This window comes from Pseudomonas sp. FG29, assembly GCF_057809355.1.
The window spans coordinates 43,625-60,623 of the sequence record NZ_JBMDJU010000006.1 but is presented as its reverse complement, the minus strand read 5'-3'; the positions used below and the strand labels follow the sequence as shown (position 1 = coordinate 60,623).

Sequence of the window (16,999 nt, the reverse complement as noted above, 5' to 3'; positions counted from 1 at the left end):
CTCAGGCTTGGGCAGGCGGTTGGGAAACCACCTGCGCGGCCTGGCCTACGTTTTTCAACGACCTGCTAGCGCACGCCTCGCCCAGCCATTGCCGCTGGCGAAAACTCGGAGGCCTTGTAGCGATCGACGACCACGTACTGCTGGGCCTTGCCGGTATAGAGGTTCTGGAGGAACCAGGTATTGGAGGTCAGGTCGTAGAAGCCGGAGGACAGCTGCGCCACGGCCGGGATATCCGGCATGACCGACGGCAGCGACCAGAGGCTCTTGGAGAGCTGGCCGTTGGCATCCCAACGGTCGCCCAGCAGGGCCTGCCAGGTGTCTTCGTCGATGTAATAGCGGCCCTTGGGCATTTGGTGGCGCTTACCGGGCGCCAGATCAGCCTCGACGACCCAGACGCGGTGCAACTCCCAGCGCATGTAGTCCGGGTTCATGTGGTGCTTGCCAATCACGTCCTCAGGCTTATCCGCGGCCTGCACCTTGTTGGTGTTGTAGGGGATGTACATTTCCTGCTTGCCGATCAGCTTCCAGTTGAAGCGATCCATACGTCCCTGGAACACGCTCAGCTCATCGAAGGACATGACGCCCGCAGTCGACGGAGTCGGCGTGTCGCAGCAGGCGTTGGGCAGCTTGCGCACCCGCCGCTGGCCAGCCAGATAAACGTGAGTCTGGGTCTTGTCGCCGTTGAGGTTGGTACGCCCGAGGATCTGCTCACCGGCACGCAGGGGTGGGCCGACGTTGAGCAGGCGGAACAGCCAGTAATCACCATCGAAACTCTCGGCCGAACCCTCCGGATAGTAGTAGGGCATCTCCTGAATGGCCTTGCCATCGGTGGTCATTACCGAGGTGCCGTCGGCGGTGATCAGGTACTGACGAAAATCCAGAGCCAGCGAGGTGCCGCGCCAGTTGAGGATGTGGTTCCACATCACCTCGTCGCCATTTTTCGGGATGGGGAACGGAATACCGCCATAGGCGCCCTGCGGGATGGGGCCAGCGCTGCTCTCGACCAGCTTGGCGTTACGCGCGTTCTTGGCGGTGTTGTCGTAGACCCACTGCGGTGCTGCGGCGGTACGGTGCGTCGGATAGATGTCCAGACGGTAGGTGTCCGGATAACGCTTGAGCATCTCCTTGACGCCGTCACTGAGCTTGCTTTCGTACTGCGCCATGTTCTGCGCGGTGATGCTGAACAGCGGCTTCTCGGCGGCGAACGGGTCGCTGCGTTTGCCGCCCGGTTTGAAGGACGGGTCGACCGTGGTCAGGCCGCCGGTCCAGGCCGGGATACTGCCATCGGCGTTGCCGGCCTTTTCCGCGCCGAACGGCGTCAGGCTCTTTCCCAGGTCATCGGCGGTGGCCGCCATGAGCGGCTGCAGGCTCAGCGCCGCGACACCGGCGAGGGCCAGGCAGAAGGTCTTGAGTGTGAACGGAAGGGTCATCTGCGCGATCCTCAGAAAGTGGTTTTCACGGAGAAGGCCACGTAGTCGCGGTCCTTCAACGATTGCTTGTAATTGAACTCGCTGGCCGCGTTGAGGTTGGCGTCTTCGGAGCCGTAGTAGTGGGTGTAGGTCAGGCCGAAGGTGACCCGATCGAGGTAGGTGGCATTGACCCCGATGTTGAAGTCGCCGCCCTTGTCCGGGCCGAACGAGCTGACCACGGCAGACTTGCCCATCGGGAAGTAGCTGAGGCCGACCGGCACGCTGATATCGATGCCCGATATCACCTGGCGATAGGTCGGGGTGTACACCAGCTTCAAGCCGATGGCGTCGTCGGTGGCATTCGGATCCAGCGCGTTGCGGTTGTCGGTCACCTTGAGCAGGCGGTTCCAGGCAACCTCGGCGACCAGACCGGATTCCTGGGCGATGAAGTTCGGTCCGAACGAGGCGATCATGTTGAGGTTGACGTGCGCGGTTCGACCGACGGCGTACAGCGGGTCGTCATCGTTGTCCGCGTCCATGCCGGCGAGCACCGTTTGGCCACCGGAAATGAGCGGCATGTTCCAGCGCATCGAGGCTTCACCGGCGAAGCTGTACTCGCCCACCGTGGTGATGAAGCTGGCACCCAGCGCGCGAATGTCTTCCGGGTAGACCCAGTAATACTCGCCGACCTTGCCGGTGCTGAACTCCGGAATGGCATCCCGTTTCAGGTACAGCTTGGGCGACTTGTCGTGATACTGGATGGCGTACAGGCCATATTCCACGGTGTCGTCGGTGATGCGTAACTGCAAACCGCCTTGCCCGGAGTCCTTGGCCTTCTTGTCCTTGCCGTGGAAGAACGCTGCCGGGCTGTCCGGGTTGCCGCCAAGGAAGTCAGGGAACGGATCGCCGACGATCAGGCGCTCGTTGCCTTCACCGATGGTGTCGCTCACCGAGAAATAGCTGCCCGCCCCCGGCAGACGGGTTTCTTCCCACTGCAGTTGGTAGAAGGCGCCGAGGGACACATCATCCGTGAGCTGGTAGGTGGCGGAGATCTGGTTGACGGGACGGGTGATTTCCTTGAACTGGGTGTTGGGTACGGAAACCGCCTTGACCACGTCGACAGGGGCCATGCCGCCGGCAATGCCGTTGGCGCCGAAGAACAGGCTCTCGCCCCAGACCAGGCCGTGGCGGCCCAGGCGCACCGACAGCGCGCGGTCGGCCAGCTCACCGTTCCAGTAGACGAAGGCGTCGAGAATTTCACCGTCGCCGCCATGCAGGTGGCGGGCATCGTCGGTGAACTCGTCATAGGCTACCGAGCGCTGGTTGGCGCGGGTGGCATCGCCGTTGTCGTTGTCTTTCTGGTACTCGGTGTCGTACCAGCCGGCGGCGCTGACGCGGGCACCGACATCGCGAAACCCCATATCCAGCTCGGAGAGAATATCCAGGCGGTTGGAGATCAGGCCTTTGCCGAAGGCACGATCACCGTCGTCCTGGTTGAGCGTGGATTGCCCGGCGCTCAGTTTGTCGCTGCGATCCTTCACCCGCCAGGCGGTGCTGTACTTGACCGTGTTATCCCAGCGCAGACTGAAATCCGGATTGCCGGTTTCAATCTCAAAGGCCAATGCCTGGTTGGCGCAGGCCACCAGCGCCGCAGCAAGGGTCAGGCGACCGGCAGTCAGCCTTTGCCGAGGTGCAACGAGCTCTCGATTTGTCATCGATGTAAACCTCTTTGTTGTTCTTGTGAGAGTTTTCTTGCTTTCTTCGCACACCGCAGCAAGGCAACGCGGGTCGTGCAAAGCGCCGCCGCAACACACGCAGACGGCCGGCTGGCGAGACCGGCCGTCTTTTGGGGTCAGATAGGCTGGGCCGTGACGGCCAGCATTTCCTTGACCAGGCCGATACGGTCGAAGTCGCGATCGCGCGCCATCTCCTTCTCGCCGGCCAGCAGGGATTTCTCCGCGATGTATTTGCAGCGTTCGAAACGACGCGCCATGAAGCGCGCCAGTTGCTGCGGCAAATCGCCTTCGCCAGTCAGCTCTTCGCTGAGCACCAGGGCGTCCTCGATGGCCATGCCGGCGCCCTGCCCCAGGTGCGGCGTGGTGGCATGCGCGGCATCACCGATGATCAGGACACGGCCGCGATACCAGGGCTCGTCGACGAACACGGCTTCCAGCGGCTTGTAGACAACCTCGTCGTTATCGACGATTTGCTCGCGCAGCTCGCCGATCAGCCCGCCCATGTCCTGCAGACGCTTGCGCATCTCGGCGGCCAGGCAGTCATGAGGCATCCACGGGTTACCTGGCTCGTGCGAGGTGGTGAACATGTACATGAGGTCGTCGGAGAGCGGCACCAGACCGGCATTGCCTGCCGGGCCCTGGAAGTTGGCCAGGTGATCGATCTGCGGCAGACGCGGGAAGTTGTAGCGCCATACCGACTGGCCGGTGAAACGCGGCAGGTACTTATTGCCGAAGAGCATCTCGCGCACCTTGGAGTACAGGCCGTCGGCCCCCACCACCAGGTCGTAGCGTGCACGGGTGCCATCGGTCAGCAGCACATCGACACCGTCGTCATCCTGCTCCAGGGACTCCACGCTGGTGCCCAGGCGCACGGTGGCGCCCAACTCGAGGGTGGTTTCGCTCAGCACCTTGTGCAGCGCGCGCCGGGAGATACCGACATTGGCCGGGTACTGCGGGCCGGCCAGGCGCTGGCCGGGAATACGCACCAACTGCTGACCTTCGGTGGTGTTGATGGCCACGTCCTCGAAGGCATAAGCCGCCTCGAGATAGGCATCGAGCAGGCCCAGGCGCGACATCTCGCGCACCACATTGCTCTGCTGGATGATGCCGACACCGTAGACGGTCCACTCCGATTTCAGCTCGACCAGATCAACGCTGATACCTTTGCGGCGCAGGGCGATGGCGGCGCACAGACCACCGATGCCACCACCGACGACCAGAACCTTGTTCATTGCATTCATGGCACTTCTCGCTTGTTGTTCTTGTGTTTTGAAATGGCCGCTGGCCTGGGTGTCGCGCATCCCTTGGAACCAGCTTCCGACCTATCCGGGAATTTGACTAATCGCATGTTCGGATTCGATGTATCGCCAATGGCGATACCTCAACTCAGAGCAAATCCGCCTCATCGACCAACAACCAGCCGTCCTGCTCGACCCACGGCAACGACGTCAGTCGCTCCCCCAGGCATGGCCCGTATACGCATACGCCGCTGTCCGGCAGGAAGTGCGCGCCATGGGCGTAGCAGATGACCCGTGAGCCATCGGCCGAGAGAAAGCGATCCTTGCGGTACTCCAGCGGTACCTGCTGATGCGGGCAGCTATTGCGATACAGGCGTACTTCACCCGCACAGCGCAGAACGAACAGGCTGTCCCTTCCGCGCTGCAGGGGGTCGAGCCCACGCGCACAGCCGTCCGCCACCTCGTCAAGGCGGCAGAGCGCAATCAGCACGGTCAGCCCTGCTTGGGCGGCGGGCCGCCTGGTGCCCATTTCTCCCGAGAGGAGAAGAGAAACAGTTGCGAGTTGTCGGCGGACATCGGCGCCTGGCGCGCCACCCACTGGTCATCATGGGTGTCCATGTCGGCGTCGTACTCGATGTGGCAACCCAGCGGGCTGTTGAAGTACCAGAACCAGTTGGAGCCGAAGAGGTGACGCCCCGGCCCCCAGAAGCTGCTCCAGCCCTTCTGCTCGAAACGCCGCCCGGCCAGCAGCACCTCGGTGCCGCTGCCCATATGGAAGGTGAAGTGTTCGCAGCCTTTCATGTGCGGCGGGGTCTGGATCATGAACAGGCAATGGTGGTCGGCCATCGCCCCGGTGCGCATGAAGGGGCCGACACCGACGAAAGTGTCAGTGGTCACGAAGCCCAGGCGCTCACGGTAGAACGCCTCGCCCTTGGCGGCATCGGGCACGAAGTACACGACGTGCGACAGGGTACGCGGCAGCGCCGGCATGTCTGGCGTGATGCCAGGCACGTTGGCCGGGCGTTGCGGTGCTGAGCCTGGCGCATTGGTCAGGTCGGCAGCGGCCGCGAACGGACGCCGGCAGGTAACCTGGAAGCCCAGGGCAAAGCCCATGTCATCGACGCTGTGCAACACACCCTGAGCATCGCGACGCACTTCACGGTCGCGCCCCAGCTCATCGGCGATGGCGTCGAGGTCGGCGGCGGACTCGACACCATACAGGGTTTCACGCAGGGAAGGCGCAGGGCCCAGGGCCGGCGGCAAGGCTGGGTCGTCATGCCGACGGATGACGATGGCGGTGCCATCCAGCGCCTCGAAACGCCCACCCTGCTCGTTCAACTCGACAGCAGTCAGGCCATAGTCGCGCAGGCAATCGGCACAGGCCTGGAGGTCATCGACGCCAAATACCAGCGCGTCAAGGCCAATGATCTTCATCGCTACCACTCCATTGAAATTGTTCTGCCAGCGCCTTGGCGAAGCGCTGGTGGTGGAGATCGGAGCAGCACGGTACTGCCCGACGTGGCAGGCAAGATGGAGCACGAGGGGCACGCCTGACCAATCGCGTGTCGGGATGCGACCTATCGAGAAACGCGATACCAAGCGCAGGGCTTATCTAGAGCGGCAATGCACCATCACCCGATAAGCCCCGATTGACTAATCGATGGCCGGGCGCAAAGGTATCTCGAAAATAAATACAACAAGTAGGAACCGTGCCATGCGTTTCAACCATCTGGATCTGAACCTTCTGGTCGCGCTGGATATTCTGCTGGAAGAGCAGAACATCACCCGCGCCGCCGAACGCCTGCACATGACGCAATCGGCCACCAGCGGCGTGCTCGGCCGTCTGCGCACCTTTTTCGAGGACGAATTGCTGGTGCAGGTGGGGCGCAAGATGCAGCCCACCCCCTATGCCCTGGAACTGGCCACACCCATACGTGAAGTGCTGCTGACCATCCGCTCGTCGATCACCACCAAGCAGGCATTCGACCCGGCATCGAGCAAGCGCCACTTTAAGCTGACGGCCTCCGACTACCTGATCACCGTGTTGTTCTCGCGGGTCATTCAGAAGATCCATGAGCAAGCGCCACACATCACCTTCGACATGCTCGCGCCCAATGACGGCGAGCTGTTGGTACGTGGCGAGATCGACCTGATGATCGTGCCCGAGCGCTACGTGATCGAGGGCCATCCGGCGCAATTGCTGTTCGAGGAAGAGCACGTCTGCGTGGTCTGGCAAGGCAACAAGCAGGTCGGCGAGCAACTGACACTGGAACAGTACATGGAGATGGGCCACGTCTCGGTGGGCTTCGGCCGCAACCGCAGCCTCAGCATCGAGGACTGGTTCGTCAGCCAATATGGCTTCAACCGCCGCCTGGAAGTCATCACCCACGACTTCAATACCCTGCCGCAACTGGTCATCGGCACCCAGCGCATCGCCACCATGCACCGCCGCCTGGCATTGCTCTATGCCCGCTACCTGCCCCTGCGCATTCTGCCGGCGCCGGTGAAGATTCCCGCCATGCGTGAATTCATGCTCTGGCACCGCAGCATGGACGGCGACCCCATGCACCGCTGGCTGCGCGAGCGTATCCATGAGCTGATCAAGACGGTGGACATGGCGGCCCCAGGCATCGCATAAGGCGATACCTCGCATCCCAAGTAACGATTGGCCAACTGCCTTGATTCGTCTCTAAGGTGATCTGCCATTGCGCCCACGCGCTGGGCGCAGCAGACGACCTACAAGGACAACAAGAATGTTCCGTTACTTCCCCACCAATTACGTCTGGGATCTTTCCGTCAACCTGGCCATCGAGATGGGCGCGCGCATCGGCGAGATCGAAGAGATGTGCAAGCCTCTGGTCGAAGCCGCCAAGCAGCCGGATGCCGCCGGCACCGCCGCCTTCCGCGAAACCTGGGCGAAGATGGCCGACAAGCTGTGCAGCATGGCCAAGGAAGACGAGGAGCTGGGCCGCCTGCTCTCCGCCGGCGAGAAATACAACCGCGCCGCCACCTACTACCTGACCTGCGAGCGCCTGCAGGCCCACGGCGCACCCGGTCGCACAGAGCTGTACCAGCGCTTCCTCGACACCTTCGCCCGTGGCCTCGCGCTGTCCAAGGAAAACTGCGAGCGGGTCGAAATCCCCTACGAGGGCAAGCACATCTCCGGCCTCTACGTGCGTGCCGAAGGCGTCACCGGCCCGGCGCCTCTGCTGGTGCAGGTCAACGGTCTGGATTCGACCAAGGAAATGAAATACCGCGTCGGCCTGCCGGCCTGGCTGGCCAAGCGCGGCGTGTCCTCGCTGATCATCGACCAGCCGGGCACCGGCGAGGCACTGCGCCTGCACAACCTGACCGCGCGCTACGACAGTGAGCACTGGGCCAGCCGCGTGTTCGACTGGCTGGAAACCCGCAGCGACGTCGATGCCAAGCGCATCGGCATGGAAGGCGTGTCCCTCGGCGGTTACTACTGCCCGCGCGCGGTGGCCTTCGAGCCGCGTTTCGCCTGCGGCGTGGTGTGGGGCGCCAACCATGACTGGCGCGATGTGCAGAAACGTCGCCTGGAAAAGGAAGGCAGCTTCCCGGTGCCGCACTACTGGGCGCACGTGCAGTGGGTCTGGGGTGCCAAGGACATGGACGACTTCATGCGCATCGCCGAGAACGTGCACCTGGACGGCGTGCTCGACCGCATCAAGGTACCGTTCCTGGTCACCCACGGCCTGAAGGATTCGCAGATCCCGCTGAAATGGGCCGAGCGCACCTACGAGCAACTGGTCAACAGCCCCAAACGTGAGCTGAAGATTTTCGACGAGCGTACTGGTGGCGTGCAGCACTCCAGCTTCGACAACAGCATCAACGCCGGCCAGTACATCGCCGACTGGGTCGCGGAAACCCTCGGCGGCCGAGTGGCCTAATACGCCTCACTGAGTAGCCTCGACGCTAAGCAGTGCTTATACGGCAGGTGCGCAAGCCCTGCCGTTTTTTTTGCTGAAGGTACGACGTCCTCTGCTGCGTCGCTCTACCTTCCCTCGCATAGCAATGCAGCCTCGCTGGCGGAGGAGTATTGGACGTGAGGTGTAGTGCCGGACTCGACATGGCCCGGCGGACTGTTCGCTGGCGCTCCTGAGTCCCGCCCTACGGCTACTCCATGGGGAGAATTACCCTGGGTTCAGGCGAGTGCAGAGCCCGTTCGGCAGGATCAACGTAATCGTCTTGGAGGACGTCGCGCAGCCTGGATACCGCGACGACTTCAGGGATGCAGGAGGTGGAGCGACGCAGGGCGCCAACGCCTAGAGCATCGCCTGGCGACACCCTCAGGTTCTGAAATGGCCAACGGCCACTTTCAGCGCATCACTGACCTGCTGCAATTCCACGGTCGATGCCTGCAGCGACTGGCTCTGCCTCGAACTCTCCTCGGCCACGGCACGCACACGGGCAATACCGTGATGAACGTCGTCAGCCACCACGCTCTGCTGCTCTGCGGCAGTCGCGATCTGCTGATTCATCCTCTCGATGGTGGCAACCGCCTCAGTGATGCGCAGCAATGCGCTGGCGGCCTGGCTCGCCAGTTTGGCGGACTCGTCAGTCTGTACACGGCTGTGCTGCAGACGTGTGGCCGCCTGCTGCGCAACCTGACCCAGGCGCGTGATGAGTCCTTCGATCTCGCCCGTGGACGCCTGGGTTCGTCGCGCCAGCGCGCGCACCTCATCGGCGACCACGGCAAAACCGCGCCCCTGCTCACCGGCCCGCGCCGCTTCGATCGCGGCGTTGAGCGCCAGCAGATTAGTCTGTTCGGCCACCGCCTTGATCACATCGAGCACGCCATTGATCGCCGAGCACTCGCCCAACAGCTCATGCATCACCGCAGCGCAGCCGCTCATTTCCTCGGCCAGCGACTCGGCTCGCGCGGCGGACTGCTGCACCAGTTGGCTGCCCCCGGAAGCCTGTTCGTTGGCCTGCTGCACGGCCTCGCTGGCCTCGGAGGTATTGCGCGCCACTTCCCGCGCGGTGGCGCTCATCTGTTGCATGGCGCTCACCGCCACCTCGGTCTCCTGGCGCTGCTGCTCCACGCCCGCGTGGCTATGACTGATCACAGCAGCCAGGGTGCCAGCAGTAACGTTGAGTTGCGCCACCCCCTGGCCAATGCCTGCCACCAGCCCTCGCAGACTATCGAGCATGCCGCCAAAGGCCTGCAGGAGCAGACCCAGTTCGTCCTTGCGCGTCACCTGCGCAGGCTCCGCAGCGAGATCGCCAGCGGCGATACGTCGGGCCAGCGTCACGACCTCACGCAACGGCCGCAGAATGGCCAGGCGAATCAACAAGCTGGCGCCAACGCCCAGGCTCAATGCCAGCAATGTAATCAGAACGAGTTGCCAGAACGCCGCACTACCCTCCTCGACGATGGCGGTGGATTGCTCTTGCTCAAGCTCGGCCAACAACCCCGCGAGCTCGGCACTCTGCTTTTGCATGCCAGCGGCGGCCTCGACGATGCGACTGCGGCTGTCGGCGAACTGAGTGAATGACTGGCGATAGGTCGCCAGTGCGTCCCGCGCTTCGCGCAAGGATGTCTGCCCCTCCTCCGTCACTCTCAACGCCAGGGTATCGATGGCGGCGAGCACATCGCTCATGCCCATTTCCCACTCGGCCAGGCGGTTCTGATCATTGTCCAGGCTGTAATTCAGCTCGCTGTCACGCACCTGCGCCAGCTTGTCGCGCAACGCGGCGCTCTGCTCCAGCAGCGTGAGTTGCTCCGAAGTATCCGCGGCCTGTTCTGCAGCCGAGGAGAGCGCATCGAGCTGATCGAAAAAGACCGCCGCGAAGCTTTCCGAGGCGACCCGTGCCGTGCGTTGCATCTGGATTCGAGCCGCCTGCAACTGACGCAGCGCCTGAGCGTACTGCTCGAACTCATGCAGGTAGCCCTGGGCCACGGGCGCGAGTTTTTCGTTGCGGCCCAGGGCGCCCTCCTGCAACTGCGCCATGATCGCCTGTACCTGCTCGGCGAAACGCTCATCGAGCAACAACGCGAAGTCCTTTTCGGCGATGCGCGCCTGCAAGACGCGCGCTTGCACTTGCAGCTCGGCACGCAGCCGTTCACTGCGTTGCTGCAGGGACGCAATGGAGGTGAAGGCCGTGATTGCGACGCCCGCCGTGAGCAGCAGCACGAGGCCAAAGCCCAGCCACAACTTGGCGCCTACGGAAAGATTACCCAAGCCACTCTTCAACCTGTTCATGGCTGCAGGCCCCCGTTGATCGATGGGGCGCCAGATACGGGCAGGTGAATGGGGTGGCATCGAACGGCAAGCGGCAGCAGGTACTTCATCAGGCAGCCTTTCTTCTTGTAGTTGGGGTCAGCCTGAGCAGGCTACCGAACCCCTGCCAGGGCTCGTTAGTCGCATTTATCGCTAGCAGGTATCGCCTCATGTGATACAGCGACCAGCGCACGCCATGTCCAGGCCTGAACCGTCAGGCGACCAGCTACAAATACAAAACCCCTGAACCGCTTGCGGTTTCAGGGGTTTTGAAGAAATCAGCCAGGCTGCGCCGGCTCCAACGGAACCGGCCTGGCAAGCTGCGGCATCAGGCGCGGAAGCGTCCGACCAGGCCGTGCAGCTGTTCGGAAAGCTGCGCCAGCTCCTGCGAGTCACGGTGCGCAGACTGCGCGAGGTTTTCCACCAGCAGGGCATCGCTCTGGATCTGAGCGATGTGGCGGTTGATCTCTTCGGCGACCTGATGCTGCTCCTCGGCGGCCGTGGCGATCTGGGTGTTCTGGTCACGAATGTGATCCACCGAACCGCGAATCTGCTCGAAGCTCTGGCTGGCCAGGCTGATGCGCTCGACGCTGGACTGGGACATCTCCAGGCTGTTCTGCATCTGCCGGGTCACTTCCTGGGTACGCCGCGCCAGGCCGCCGAGCAGGCTGTCGATTTCACCGGTGGAATCGGCGGTGCGCCGCGCCAGAGCTCGCACCTCGTCGGCAACGACGGCGAAGCCACGGCCCTGATCGCCAGCACGCGCCGCCTCGATGGCCGCGTTGAGCGCCAGCAGGTTGGTCTGCTCGGCAATCGAGCGGATGGTGCCGAGGATGGCGTTGATGTTCTGGCTGTCCTGCTCCAGAGCCTGCAGCGCCAGAGCCGATTGCTTCAGGTTGTCGCTCAGGCGGGTGACGCTGTCGGTGGCATCTTCGATCTGCGTCTGCCCGGCATGCACCTGACGCTGGCCGTCGTCGGCAGAGCTGGCGGCCTCGCTGCAGGAGCGCGCGACTTCGTTGGCGGTGGCGACCATTTCGTTGAAGGCCGTGGAGACCATTTCCACGGCGCCACGTTGACGCTCGGCCACGTCGTTCATGTCGTGCGCCACGCGGGTCGAACCCTCGGAGGTCTGCCGCAGCGCCGCAGAAGCCTGGATGATGTTCTGCACGAGTTGGCGGATGGTGCCGAGGAACTGGTTGAACCAGCGCGCCAACAGTGCCGTTTCATCCTTGCCCTGCACGGTCAGGCTGCGGGTCAGATCACCCTCGCCCTGTGCGATCCCTTCCAGGCCGTTGGCCACGCTGCGAATCGGGTTGACGATGAGGTTGGCGAACACGGTACCGACCACGGCGAAGGCAATCGCCAGCAACAGCACGATCACACCGATCTGCCAGGCCAGCGCGTTGGCCTTGGCCATGACCTCGCCACGCTCGATCAGGCCAATGAAGCGCCAGCCCAGCGTGGGCGACGACCAGATGTTGGCCATGTAGTGAGTACCGCCAATCTCCACCTCCAGCAGACCATTGGCGCCGGCCATCTTGGCGTAGTCCCCGCCCAGGTCGGAAAGCAGCTTGAAGTTGTGTTCCGCGTTGCTCGGGTCGACCAGGACGTTGCCGCTGTCTTCGACCAGCATCAGGTAACCGGTTTCGCCGATCTTGATCTGCTTGACCAGATCGGTGAGCTGCTTGAGCGACACGTCCAGCCCGACCACGCCGGCCAGGTTGCCCTGCGTATCGTTGACGGCACGCACGGTGCCGATCAGCACGGCGTCATCCGGTGCCCAGTAGTAAGCCGCGGTGCGCACCGTCTTGCCCGGCGAAGCCATGGCGGTCTTGTACCAGGGACGTACGCGCGGGTCGTAGCTCTTCAGGCCGGGGTCGCCCGGCCAGATGGCATAGCCGCCATCGACCCGACCATAGGACATGTAAGCCGTGGTCGGGTGCGCCTTGGCGAAGCGGTCGAAGAGGCTTTCCAGCGCCTGGTTGGTTGCCGGCAACGGCTGGCTGGGGGCATCGGCCGACGAGTAGTTCTTCAGGGTCGGGGCTGCCAGGATCTCCGGCAGACTGGCGATGTAATCGATGTTCTCGCTGATGCCCTTGAAGAACATGCCCATGGCGTTGTCGACCTGGCGGATCTCACGAGAGCTGCTGTCGAGGAAGTCTGCCTCGGCCTGCGCGCGCAGGTTGTAGATGACCACCGCGGCAACCAGGAGAATGGGCACGCACGCGATAGCGGCAAATGCCCAGGTCAGCTTCTGCTTGATATTCATTCGACTTGCTCTCGAGAGTGAAAAATCCGCCATCGGCAGGAACGCTTCGGCGAGTACGATCTAACAGGCTATCGGCATGCCCAAGAAGCGCTTGAGACCTGCCGAAAGAAATATAGCGCGGCCCATTCATGGCTGCGCGAAACCGTCAAAACCCGCAGCACAGAGCCGTTTTCCAGACAGCCGCCGGCTCAGCGCTGATCACGGAACGCCCTCGGCGAAAGCCCCGTCGCGCGCCGGAAGAAACGCGAAAAATAAGCCGCCTCGGAAAACCCTAGACTGTCGGCCACCTGGGCCACGGTCATCGAGGTATAGACCAGATTGCGCTTGGCTTCGAGCAACAGGCGCTGGTGGATCAACTGCAAGCCGGACTGCCCAGCCAGGCGCCGGCACAGGCTGTTCAGATGCGCCACGCTCAGGCCCAGTTGCGAGGCGTACCAATCCAGCGGGCGGTGCTCGCGATACTGCTGCTCGACCAGGCCCTGAAAGCGGCGCAGGTGATTACGCCCCCGGTCGTTCATCGAGGCCTCGGCACGCTCGCCGGCCAGAGCCTGGCGCGCCAGCCATACCAGCAGCGCGCTGATCAGCGACTGCAGCATCAGTTCGCGCCCGGCCTCATGCCGCCCGTACTCGTGGGCCAGCGTGCCGAACAGCATGTCCAGGCGCTGCCGATGAGCCTCGACCAGGTAGCAGGCCGCCGCCGTCAGTGGGGGCCGCTCCAGAACGGCGCCAAGCTCGTCGACCAGCGGCTGGGCCAGGGTCAGCACATGGCCCTGGATGTCCTCGGAAAAGCGAAAGGCATGCACGCATAGCGCCGGCACCACCTGCACCGCCGACTGTTCGAGCACCCGCGTCTGGCCGTCGATCTCCACCTCGGCATGTCCGCTCTGGATGTACAGCACCTGCAGCAGATCGCTGTGCAGGTGAGCGCTGATTTCCCAGCCGTGCAGGCGGCTGCGTTCGGCGATGGACTCGCAGTGGAGCAGGTCTGGCGTCGGCCAGGCGCGATCCTCGCCGTAGAGTTTGAACACAGGAACCTGACCGGCCATGCCAATCCTCGAAAAGTCCAAGTAACCAAGCAGATAGTGCCTTCATACGCCACAACGATGCATCAAAAATACTGCTTCCTAGCTCTGTGTCTTGCACACGACTGTCACCCAAGGGACAACAACAATGAAAACCCAAGTTGCAATCATCGGCGCCGGTCCGTCCGGCCTCCTGCTCGGCCAGTTGCTGCACAAGGCCGGCATCGACAACGTCATCATCGAGCGCCAGAGCCCCGACTACGTGCTCAGCCGCATCCGCGCCGGCGTGCTCGAACAGGGCATGGTCGACCTGCTGCGCGAAGCCGGCGTCAGCGAGCGCATGGATCGCGAAGGCCTGGTGCACGATGGCTTCGAGCTGGCCTTCGATGGCCGCCTGGAGCGCATCGACCTGCGCGGCCTGACCGGTGGCAAGACGGTGATGGTCTACGGCCAGACCGAAGTCACCCGCGACCTGATGGAAGCCCGCACTGCCTGCGGCGCGCCAAGCTTCTACGGCGCCAGTGATGTGCAGTTACACGATCTCAAGGGCCAGCAGCCCTATGTCACCTTCGTTCACGACGGCCAGCATATACGCCTGGATTGCGAGCACATTGCCGGCTGCGACGGCTTCCATGGCGTATCGCGCCAATCCATTCCCGACGGTGTGCTCAAGGAGTTCGAGCGGGTCTACCCCTTCGGCTGGCTCGGCGTACTGGCCGATACCCCGCCAGTCAACGAAGAGCTGATCTATGCCAACCACGAACGTGGCTTCGCCCTGTGCAGTATGCGCTCGCCAACCCGCACCCGTTACTACGTGCAGGTCAGCAGCGAGGAGAAGGTCGAGGACTGGTCGGACGAGCGTTTCTGGGACGAACTCAAGCGCCGCCTGCCTGCCGCCACTGCCGCCAAACTGATCACCGGCCCGTCCATCGAGAAGAGCATCGCGCCGCTGCGCAGCTTCGTGGTCGAGCCCATGCAGTACGGCCACCTGTTCCTCGTCGGCGACGCCGCGCACATCGTCCCGCCCACCGGTGCCAAGGGTCTGAACCTGGCGGCCAGCGACGTCAGTACGCTGTACCGCATCCTGCTCAAGGTGCATCAGGAAGGCCGCACGGAGTTGCTGGAGAAGTATTCGGAAATCTGCCTGCGCCGGATCTGGAAGGCCGAGCGCTTCTCCTGGTGGATGACCTCGATGCTGCACCGCTTCCCCGACACAGACGCCTTCAGCCAGCGCATGCAGCAGACCGAGCTGGACTACTTCGTCGGCTCCGAGGCCGGGCGCCGCACCATTGCCGAGAACTACGTCGGCCTACCCTACGAAGCCGTGGAGTAAGCCCCGTCACCGCACCGCCATGGCCATCAGGCCATGGCCAGGTGCAAGTGATGACGAGCCTGCGGAAACAGACGGTGGAAGAAGAACCGCGCCGTCACCTCACGCGCCTCGCCCAGGCCACGCTCGCGGCTGACACGGGCGGCACGCAGCCAGGCATGGCCCAGCAGCAACAAGGCGGTCACCTGCAGCATGTCCACGGCAGCCTCGTAGGGGCGTTGCGACGCGTTGCCCTGGCTTTCACGCAGTTGAGCCAGTGCCGCCTGCCAATCGGCCAATAGCTCGACCAGCGCTTCGGCCTGCGTTTGCAGGGGGGAGCCTTCGCCACGCTGGCATTCCTCAGCGATCAGCCTGACCAGCACGGGCACGCCTGGCGCCACTGTTGGCAGCAGCTTGCGCAGCAGCAGATCGTTGGCCTGAATCTCGTTGGTGCCTTCGTAGATCATGGCGATGCGGCTGTCGCGCAGGGTCTGTTCGATGGGGTATTCGGTGCAGTAGCCGTAGCCGCCGAATACCTGCAGCGCCTGGCTGGCGAGCTGGAAGCCCTGCTCGGTGAACCAGGCCTTGACCACCGGGGTCAGCAGCGACGCCAGGGCCTCGGCCTCGTCGCGCTGATCTGCGTCCTGCGCCTGCTCGGCGATATCCAGCAGGTGTGCGGCCCAGTAGCCGAGCATGCGCATGCCCTGGGTCTGTGCCTCCAGCGTCTGCAAAATGCGCTGCATGGCCGGGTGCGCGGCGATGGGGTCGGCCTCGCCGCTCGCCCCCGCCGGGCGCGGCACGGCACGCATCTGCCGGCGTTCGGCGGCATAGGCACTGGCCTGCTGGTGGGCGAACTCGGCATGCCCCAGCCCTTGCAGGCCAACGTGCAGACGCGCGCCATTCATCATCACGAACATCGCCGCCAGCCCCTGATTCGGCTCGCCCAGCAGCCAGCCACGGGCACCATCGAAACGCAGGCTGCAGGTGGCACTGCCACGGATACCGAGCTTGTGTTCCAGGCCGTCGCAGAGCACCCCGTTGGGCTGCCCATCCAGTTCACGCGGAACCAGGAACAGCGAGATGCCACGGGTGCCGGCGGGCGCATCGGGCAGGCGCGCCAGCACCAGATGGAGGATGCTCTCGCCCAGGTCATGATCGCCGCCGGAAATGAACAACTTGCTGCCGTGCAGGCGGTAGCTGCCCGCCTCCGCCGGCTCGGCGCGGCAACGCAGCAGGCCGACGTCGCTGCCGGCCTGGGGTTCGGTAAGGCACATGGTGGGCACGCAGGTGCCATCCACCAGCCCCGGCAACCAGGCGGCCTGCAGCTCTGCACTGGCAAAGCGGCGCACCACCTCGTAAGCACCATGGGCGATGCCCGGGTACATGGCCCAGGCATGGTTGGCGGCATAGAGCATTTCCAGCAGGCCGACGTTGAGCAGTTGCGGCAAGCCCTGGCCGCCGCACTCCGGCGCGCAGGCCAGCGACGGCCAACCGCCCTCGACGAACGCCTGGTAAGCCTCGGCGAAGCCGTCCGGGGTGATCACCCGACCGTTCTCCAGCCGGCAATCCTGACGGTCGCCGGGCGTGTTCAACGGCGCCAGACGCTCCTCGGCGAAGCGCGCTGCCTGCTCCAGCACCTGGGCGGCCAGGGGGTGATCCAGCTCGGCGAAGGCCGGCAGCCGTGCCCAGTCCTGTTCGGCGTCCAGCCAGTGTTCGATGACGAAACGCATGTCATCCAGCGGGGCACGGTAGTGCGTCATGCGCGAATCCT

General features: G+C 63.8%; 12 protein-coding genes and 2 pseudogenes. 3 read left to right on the top strand and 11 right to left on the bottom strand.

The window, feature by feature from the left end; translation table 11 throughout:
- Positions 1–65 precede the first annotated feature (65 nt).
- From ACODS1_RS09120 to ACODS1_RS09100, 5 genes are all read right to left on the bottom strand, one after another.
- The gene (locus ACODS1_RS09120) at positions 66–1,430 is read right to left on the bottom strand and encodes a DUF1329 domain-containing protein (RefSeq protein WP_322981480.1); all 1,365 of its coding nucleotides are present in this window, start codon (positions 1,428–1,430) and stop codon (positions 66–68) included.
- 11 nt (positions 1,431–1,441) lie between these two features.
- Complete coding sequence (locus ACODS1_RS09115) at positions 1,442–3,124, bottom strand: DUF1302 domain-containing protein (protein ID WP_489085383.1); 1,683 nt, start codon at positions 3,122–3,124, stop codon at positions 1,442–1,444.
- A 137-nt stretch (positions 3,125–3,261) separates the two neighbouring features.
- The gene (locus ACODS1_RS09110) at positions 3,262–4,386 is read right to left on the bottom strand and encodes an FAD-dependent oxidoreductase (protein ID WP_489085382.1); all 1,125 of its coding nucleotides are present in this window, start codon (positions 4,384–4,386) and stop codon (positions 3,262–3,264) included.
- 145 nt (positions 4,387–4,531) lie between these two features.
- The gene (locus ACODS1_RS09105) at positions 4,532–4,873 is read right to left on the bottom strand and encodes a Rieske (2Fe-2S) protein (RefSeq protein ID WP_322981483.1); all 342 of its coding nucleotides are present in this window, start codon (positions 4,871–4,873) and stop codon (positions 4,532–4,534) included.
- Positions 4,874–4,875: 2 nt separating this feature from the next.
- Positions 4,876–5,817: a VOC family protein gene (locus ACODS1_RS09100; protein WP_489085493.1), complete on the bottom strand. Its 942-nt coding sequence runs from the start codon at positions 5,815–5,817 to the stop codon at positions 4,876–4,878.
- Positions 5,818–6,097: 280 nt separating this feature from the next.
- Between ACODS1_RS09100 and ACODS1_RS09095 the strand changes: the two genes are divergently transcribed.
- Together ACODS1_RS09095 and ACODS1_RS09090 are read left to right on the top strand one after the other, a co-directional pair.
- On the top strand, positions 6,098–7,021 hold the full coding sequence (locus ACODS1_RS09095; protein WP_489085381.1) for a LysR family transcriptional regulator: 924 nt from the start codon (positions 6,098–6,100) through the stop codon (positions 7,019–7,021).
- Positions 7,022–7,136: 115 nt separating this feature from the next.
- Positions 7,137–8,294 carry an alpha/beta hydrolase family protein gene (locus tag ACODS1_RS09090; RefSeq protein ID WP_489085380.1) on the top strand — a complete coding sequence of 386 codons (1,158 nt, stop codon included), beginning with the start codon at positions 7,137–7,139 and terminating at the stop codon, positions 8,292–8,294.
- 399 nt (positions 8,295–8,693) lie between these two features.
- Here ACODS1_RS09090 and ACODS1_RS09085 read toward each other — a convergent pair whose 3' ends face one another.
- The 5 genes and pseudogenes from ACODS1_RS09085 to ACODS1_RS09065 all read right to left on the bottom strand — a co-directional run bounded on the left by ACODS1_RS09085 (position 8,694) and on the right by ACODS1_RS09065 (position 13,943).
- Complete coding sequence (locus tag ACODS1_RS09085) at positions 8,694–9,557, bottom strand: methyl-accepting chemotaxis protein (protein ID WP_489085492.1); 864 nt, start codon at positions 9,555–9,557, stop codon at positions 8,694–8,696.
- Positions 9,552–9,848, bottom strand: a pseudogene (locus tag ACODS1_RS09080) (HAMP domain-containing protein); the annotation flags it as partial. The pseudogene ACODS1_RS09080 and the gene ACODS1_RS09085, both read right to left, overlap by 6 nt.
- A 1,108-nt stretch (positions 9,849–10,956) precedes the next feature.
- On the bottom strand, positions 10,957–11,685 hold the full coding sequence (locus ACODS1_RS09075; RefSeq protein WP_489085491.1) for a methyl-accepting chemotaxis protein: 729 nt from the start codon (positions 11,683–11,685) through the stop codon (positions 10,957–10,959).
- A gap of 126 nt (positions 11,686–11,811) precedes the next feature.
- Positions 11,812–12,897: pseudogene (locus ACODS1_RS09070) on the bottom strand (cache domain-containing protein); the annotation flags it as partial.
- A 188-nt stretch (positions 12,898–13,085) separates the two neighbouring features.
- Positions 13,086–13,943 (bottom strand): helix-turn-helix domain-containing protein, encoded by an 858-nt coding sequence (locus tag ACODS1_RS09065; protein WP_489085379.1) that lies wholly within the window; start codon positions 13,941–13,943, stop codon positions 13,086–13,088.
- 124 nt (positions 13,944–14,067) lie between these two features.
- Between ACODS1_RS09065 and pobA the strand changes: the two genes are divergently transcribed.
- The gene (pobA, locus tag ACODS1_RS09060) at positions 14,068–15,252 is read left to right on the top strand and encodes a 4-hydroxybenzoate 3-monooxygenase (protein WP_489085378.1); all 1,185 of its coding nucleotides are present in this window, start codon (positions 14,068–14,070) and stop codon (positions 15,250–15,252) included.
- A 26-nt stretch (positions 15,253–15,278) separates the two neighbouring features.
- Here the strand turns inward: pobA and ACODS1_RS09055 are convergent, their stop codons facing one another.
- The gene (locus ACODS1_RS09055; protein ID WP_489085377.1) at positions 15,279–16,988 is read right to left on the bottom strand and encodes an acyl-CoA dehydrogenase; all 1,710 of its coding nucleotides are present in this window, start codon (positions 16,986–16,988) and stop codon (positions 15,279–15,281) included.
- Between the last annotated feature and the right edge of the window lie 11 nt (positions 16,989–16,999).

Coding starts and splice junctions, on each gene's coding strand:
- ACODS1_RS09120 (WP_322981480.1), bottom strand. CDS start 1,430: ATGACCCTTCCGTTCACACTCAAGACCTTCTGCCTGGCCCTCGCCGGT.
- ACODS1_RS09115 (WP_489085383.1), bottom strand. CDS start 3,124: ATGACAAATCGAGAGCTCGTTGCACCTCGGCAAAGGCTGACTGCCGGT.
- ACODS1_RS09110 (WP_489085382.1), bottom strand. CDS start 4,386: ATGAATGCAATGAACAAGGTTCTGGTCGTCGGTGGTGGCATCGGTGGT.
- ACODS1_RS09100 (WP_489085493.1), bottom strand. CDS start 5,817: ATGAAGATCATTGGCCTTGACGCGCTGGTATTTGGCGTCGATGACCTC.
- ACODS1_RS09095 (WP_489085381.1), top strand. CDS start 6,098: ATGCGTTTCAACCATCTGGATCTGAACCTTCTGGTCGCGCTGGATATT.
- ACODS1_RS09090 (WP_489085380.1), top strand. CDS start 7,137: ATGTTCCGTTACTTCCCCACCAATTACGTCTGGGATCTTTCCGTCAAC.
- ACODS1_RS09085 (WP_489085492.1), bottom strand. CDS start 9,557: ATGCTCGATAGTCTGCGAGGGCTGGTGGCAGGCATTGGCCAGGGGGTG.
- ACODS1_RS09075 (WP_489085491.1), bottom strand. CDS start 11,685: ATGGTCTCCACGGCCTTCAACGAAATGGTCGCCACCGCCAACGAAGTC.
- ACODS1_RS09065 (WP_489085379.1), bottom strand. CDS start 13,943: ATGGCCGGTCAGGTTCCTGTGTTCAAACTCTACGGCGAGGATCGCGCC.
- pobA (WP_489085378.1), top strand. CDS start 14,068: ATGAAAACCCAAGTTGCAATCATCGGCGCCGGTCCGTCCGGCCTCCTG.
- ACODS1_RS09055 (WP_489085377.1), bottom strand. CDS start 16,988: ATGACGCACTACCGTGCCCCGCTGGATGACATGCGTTTCGTCATCGAA.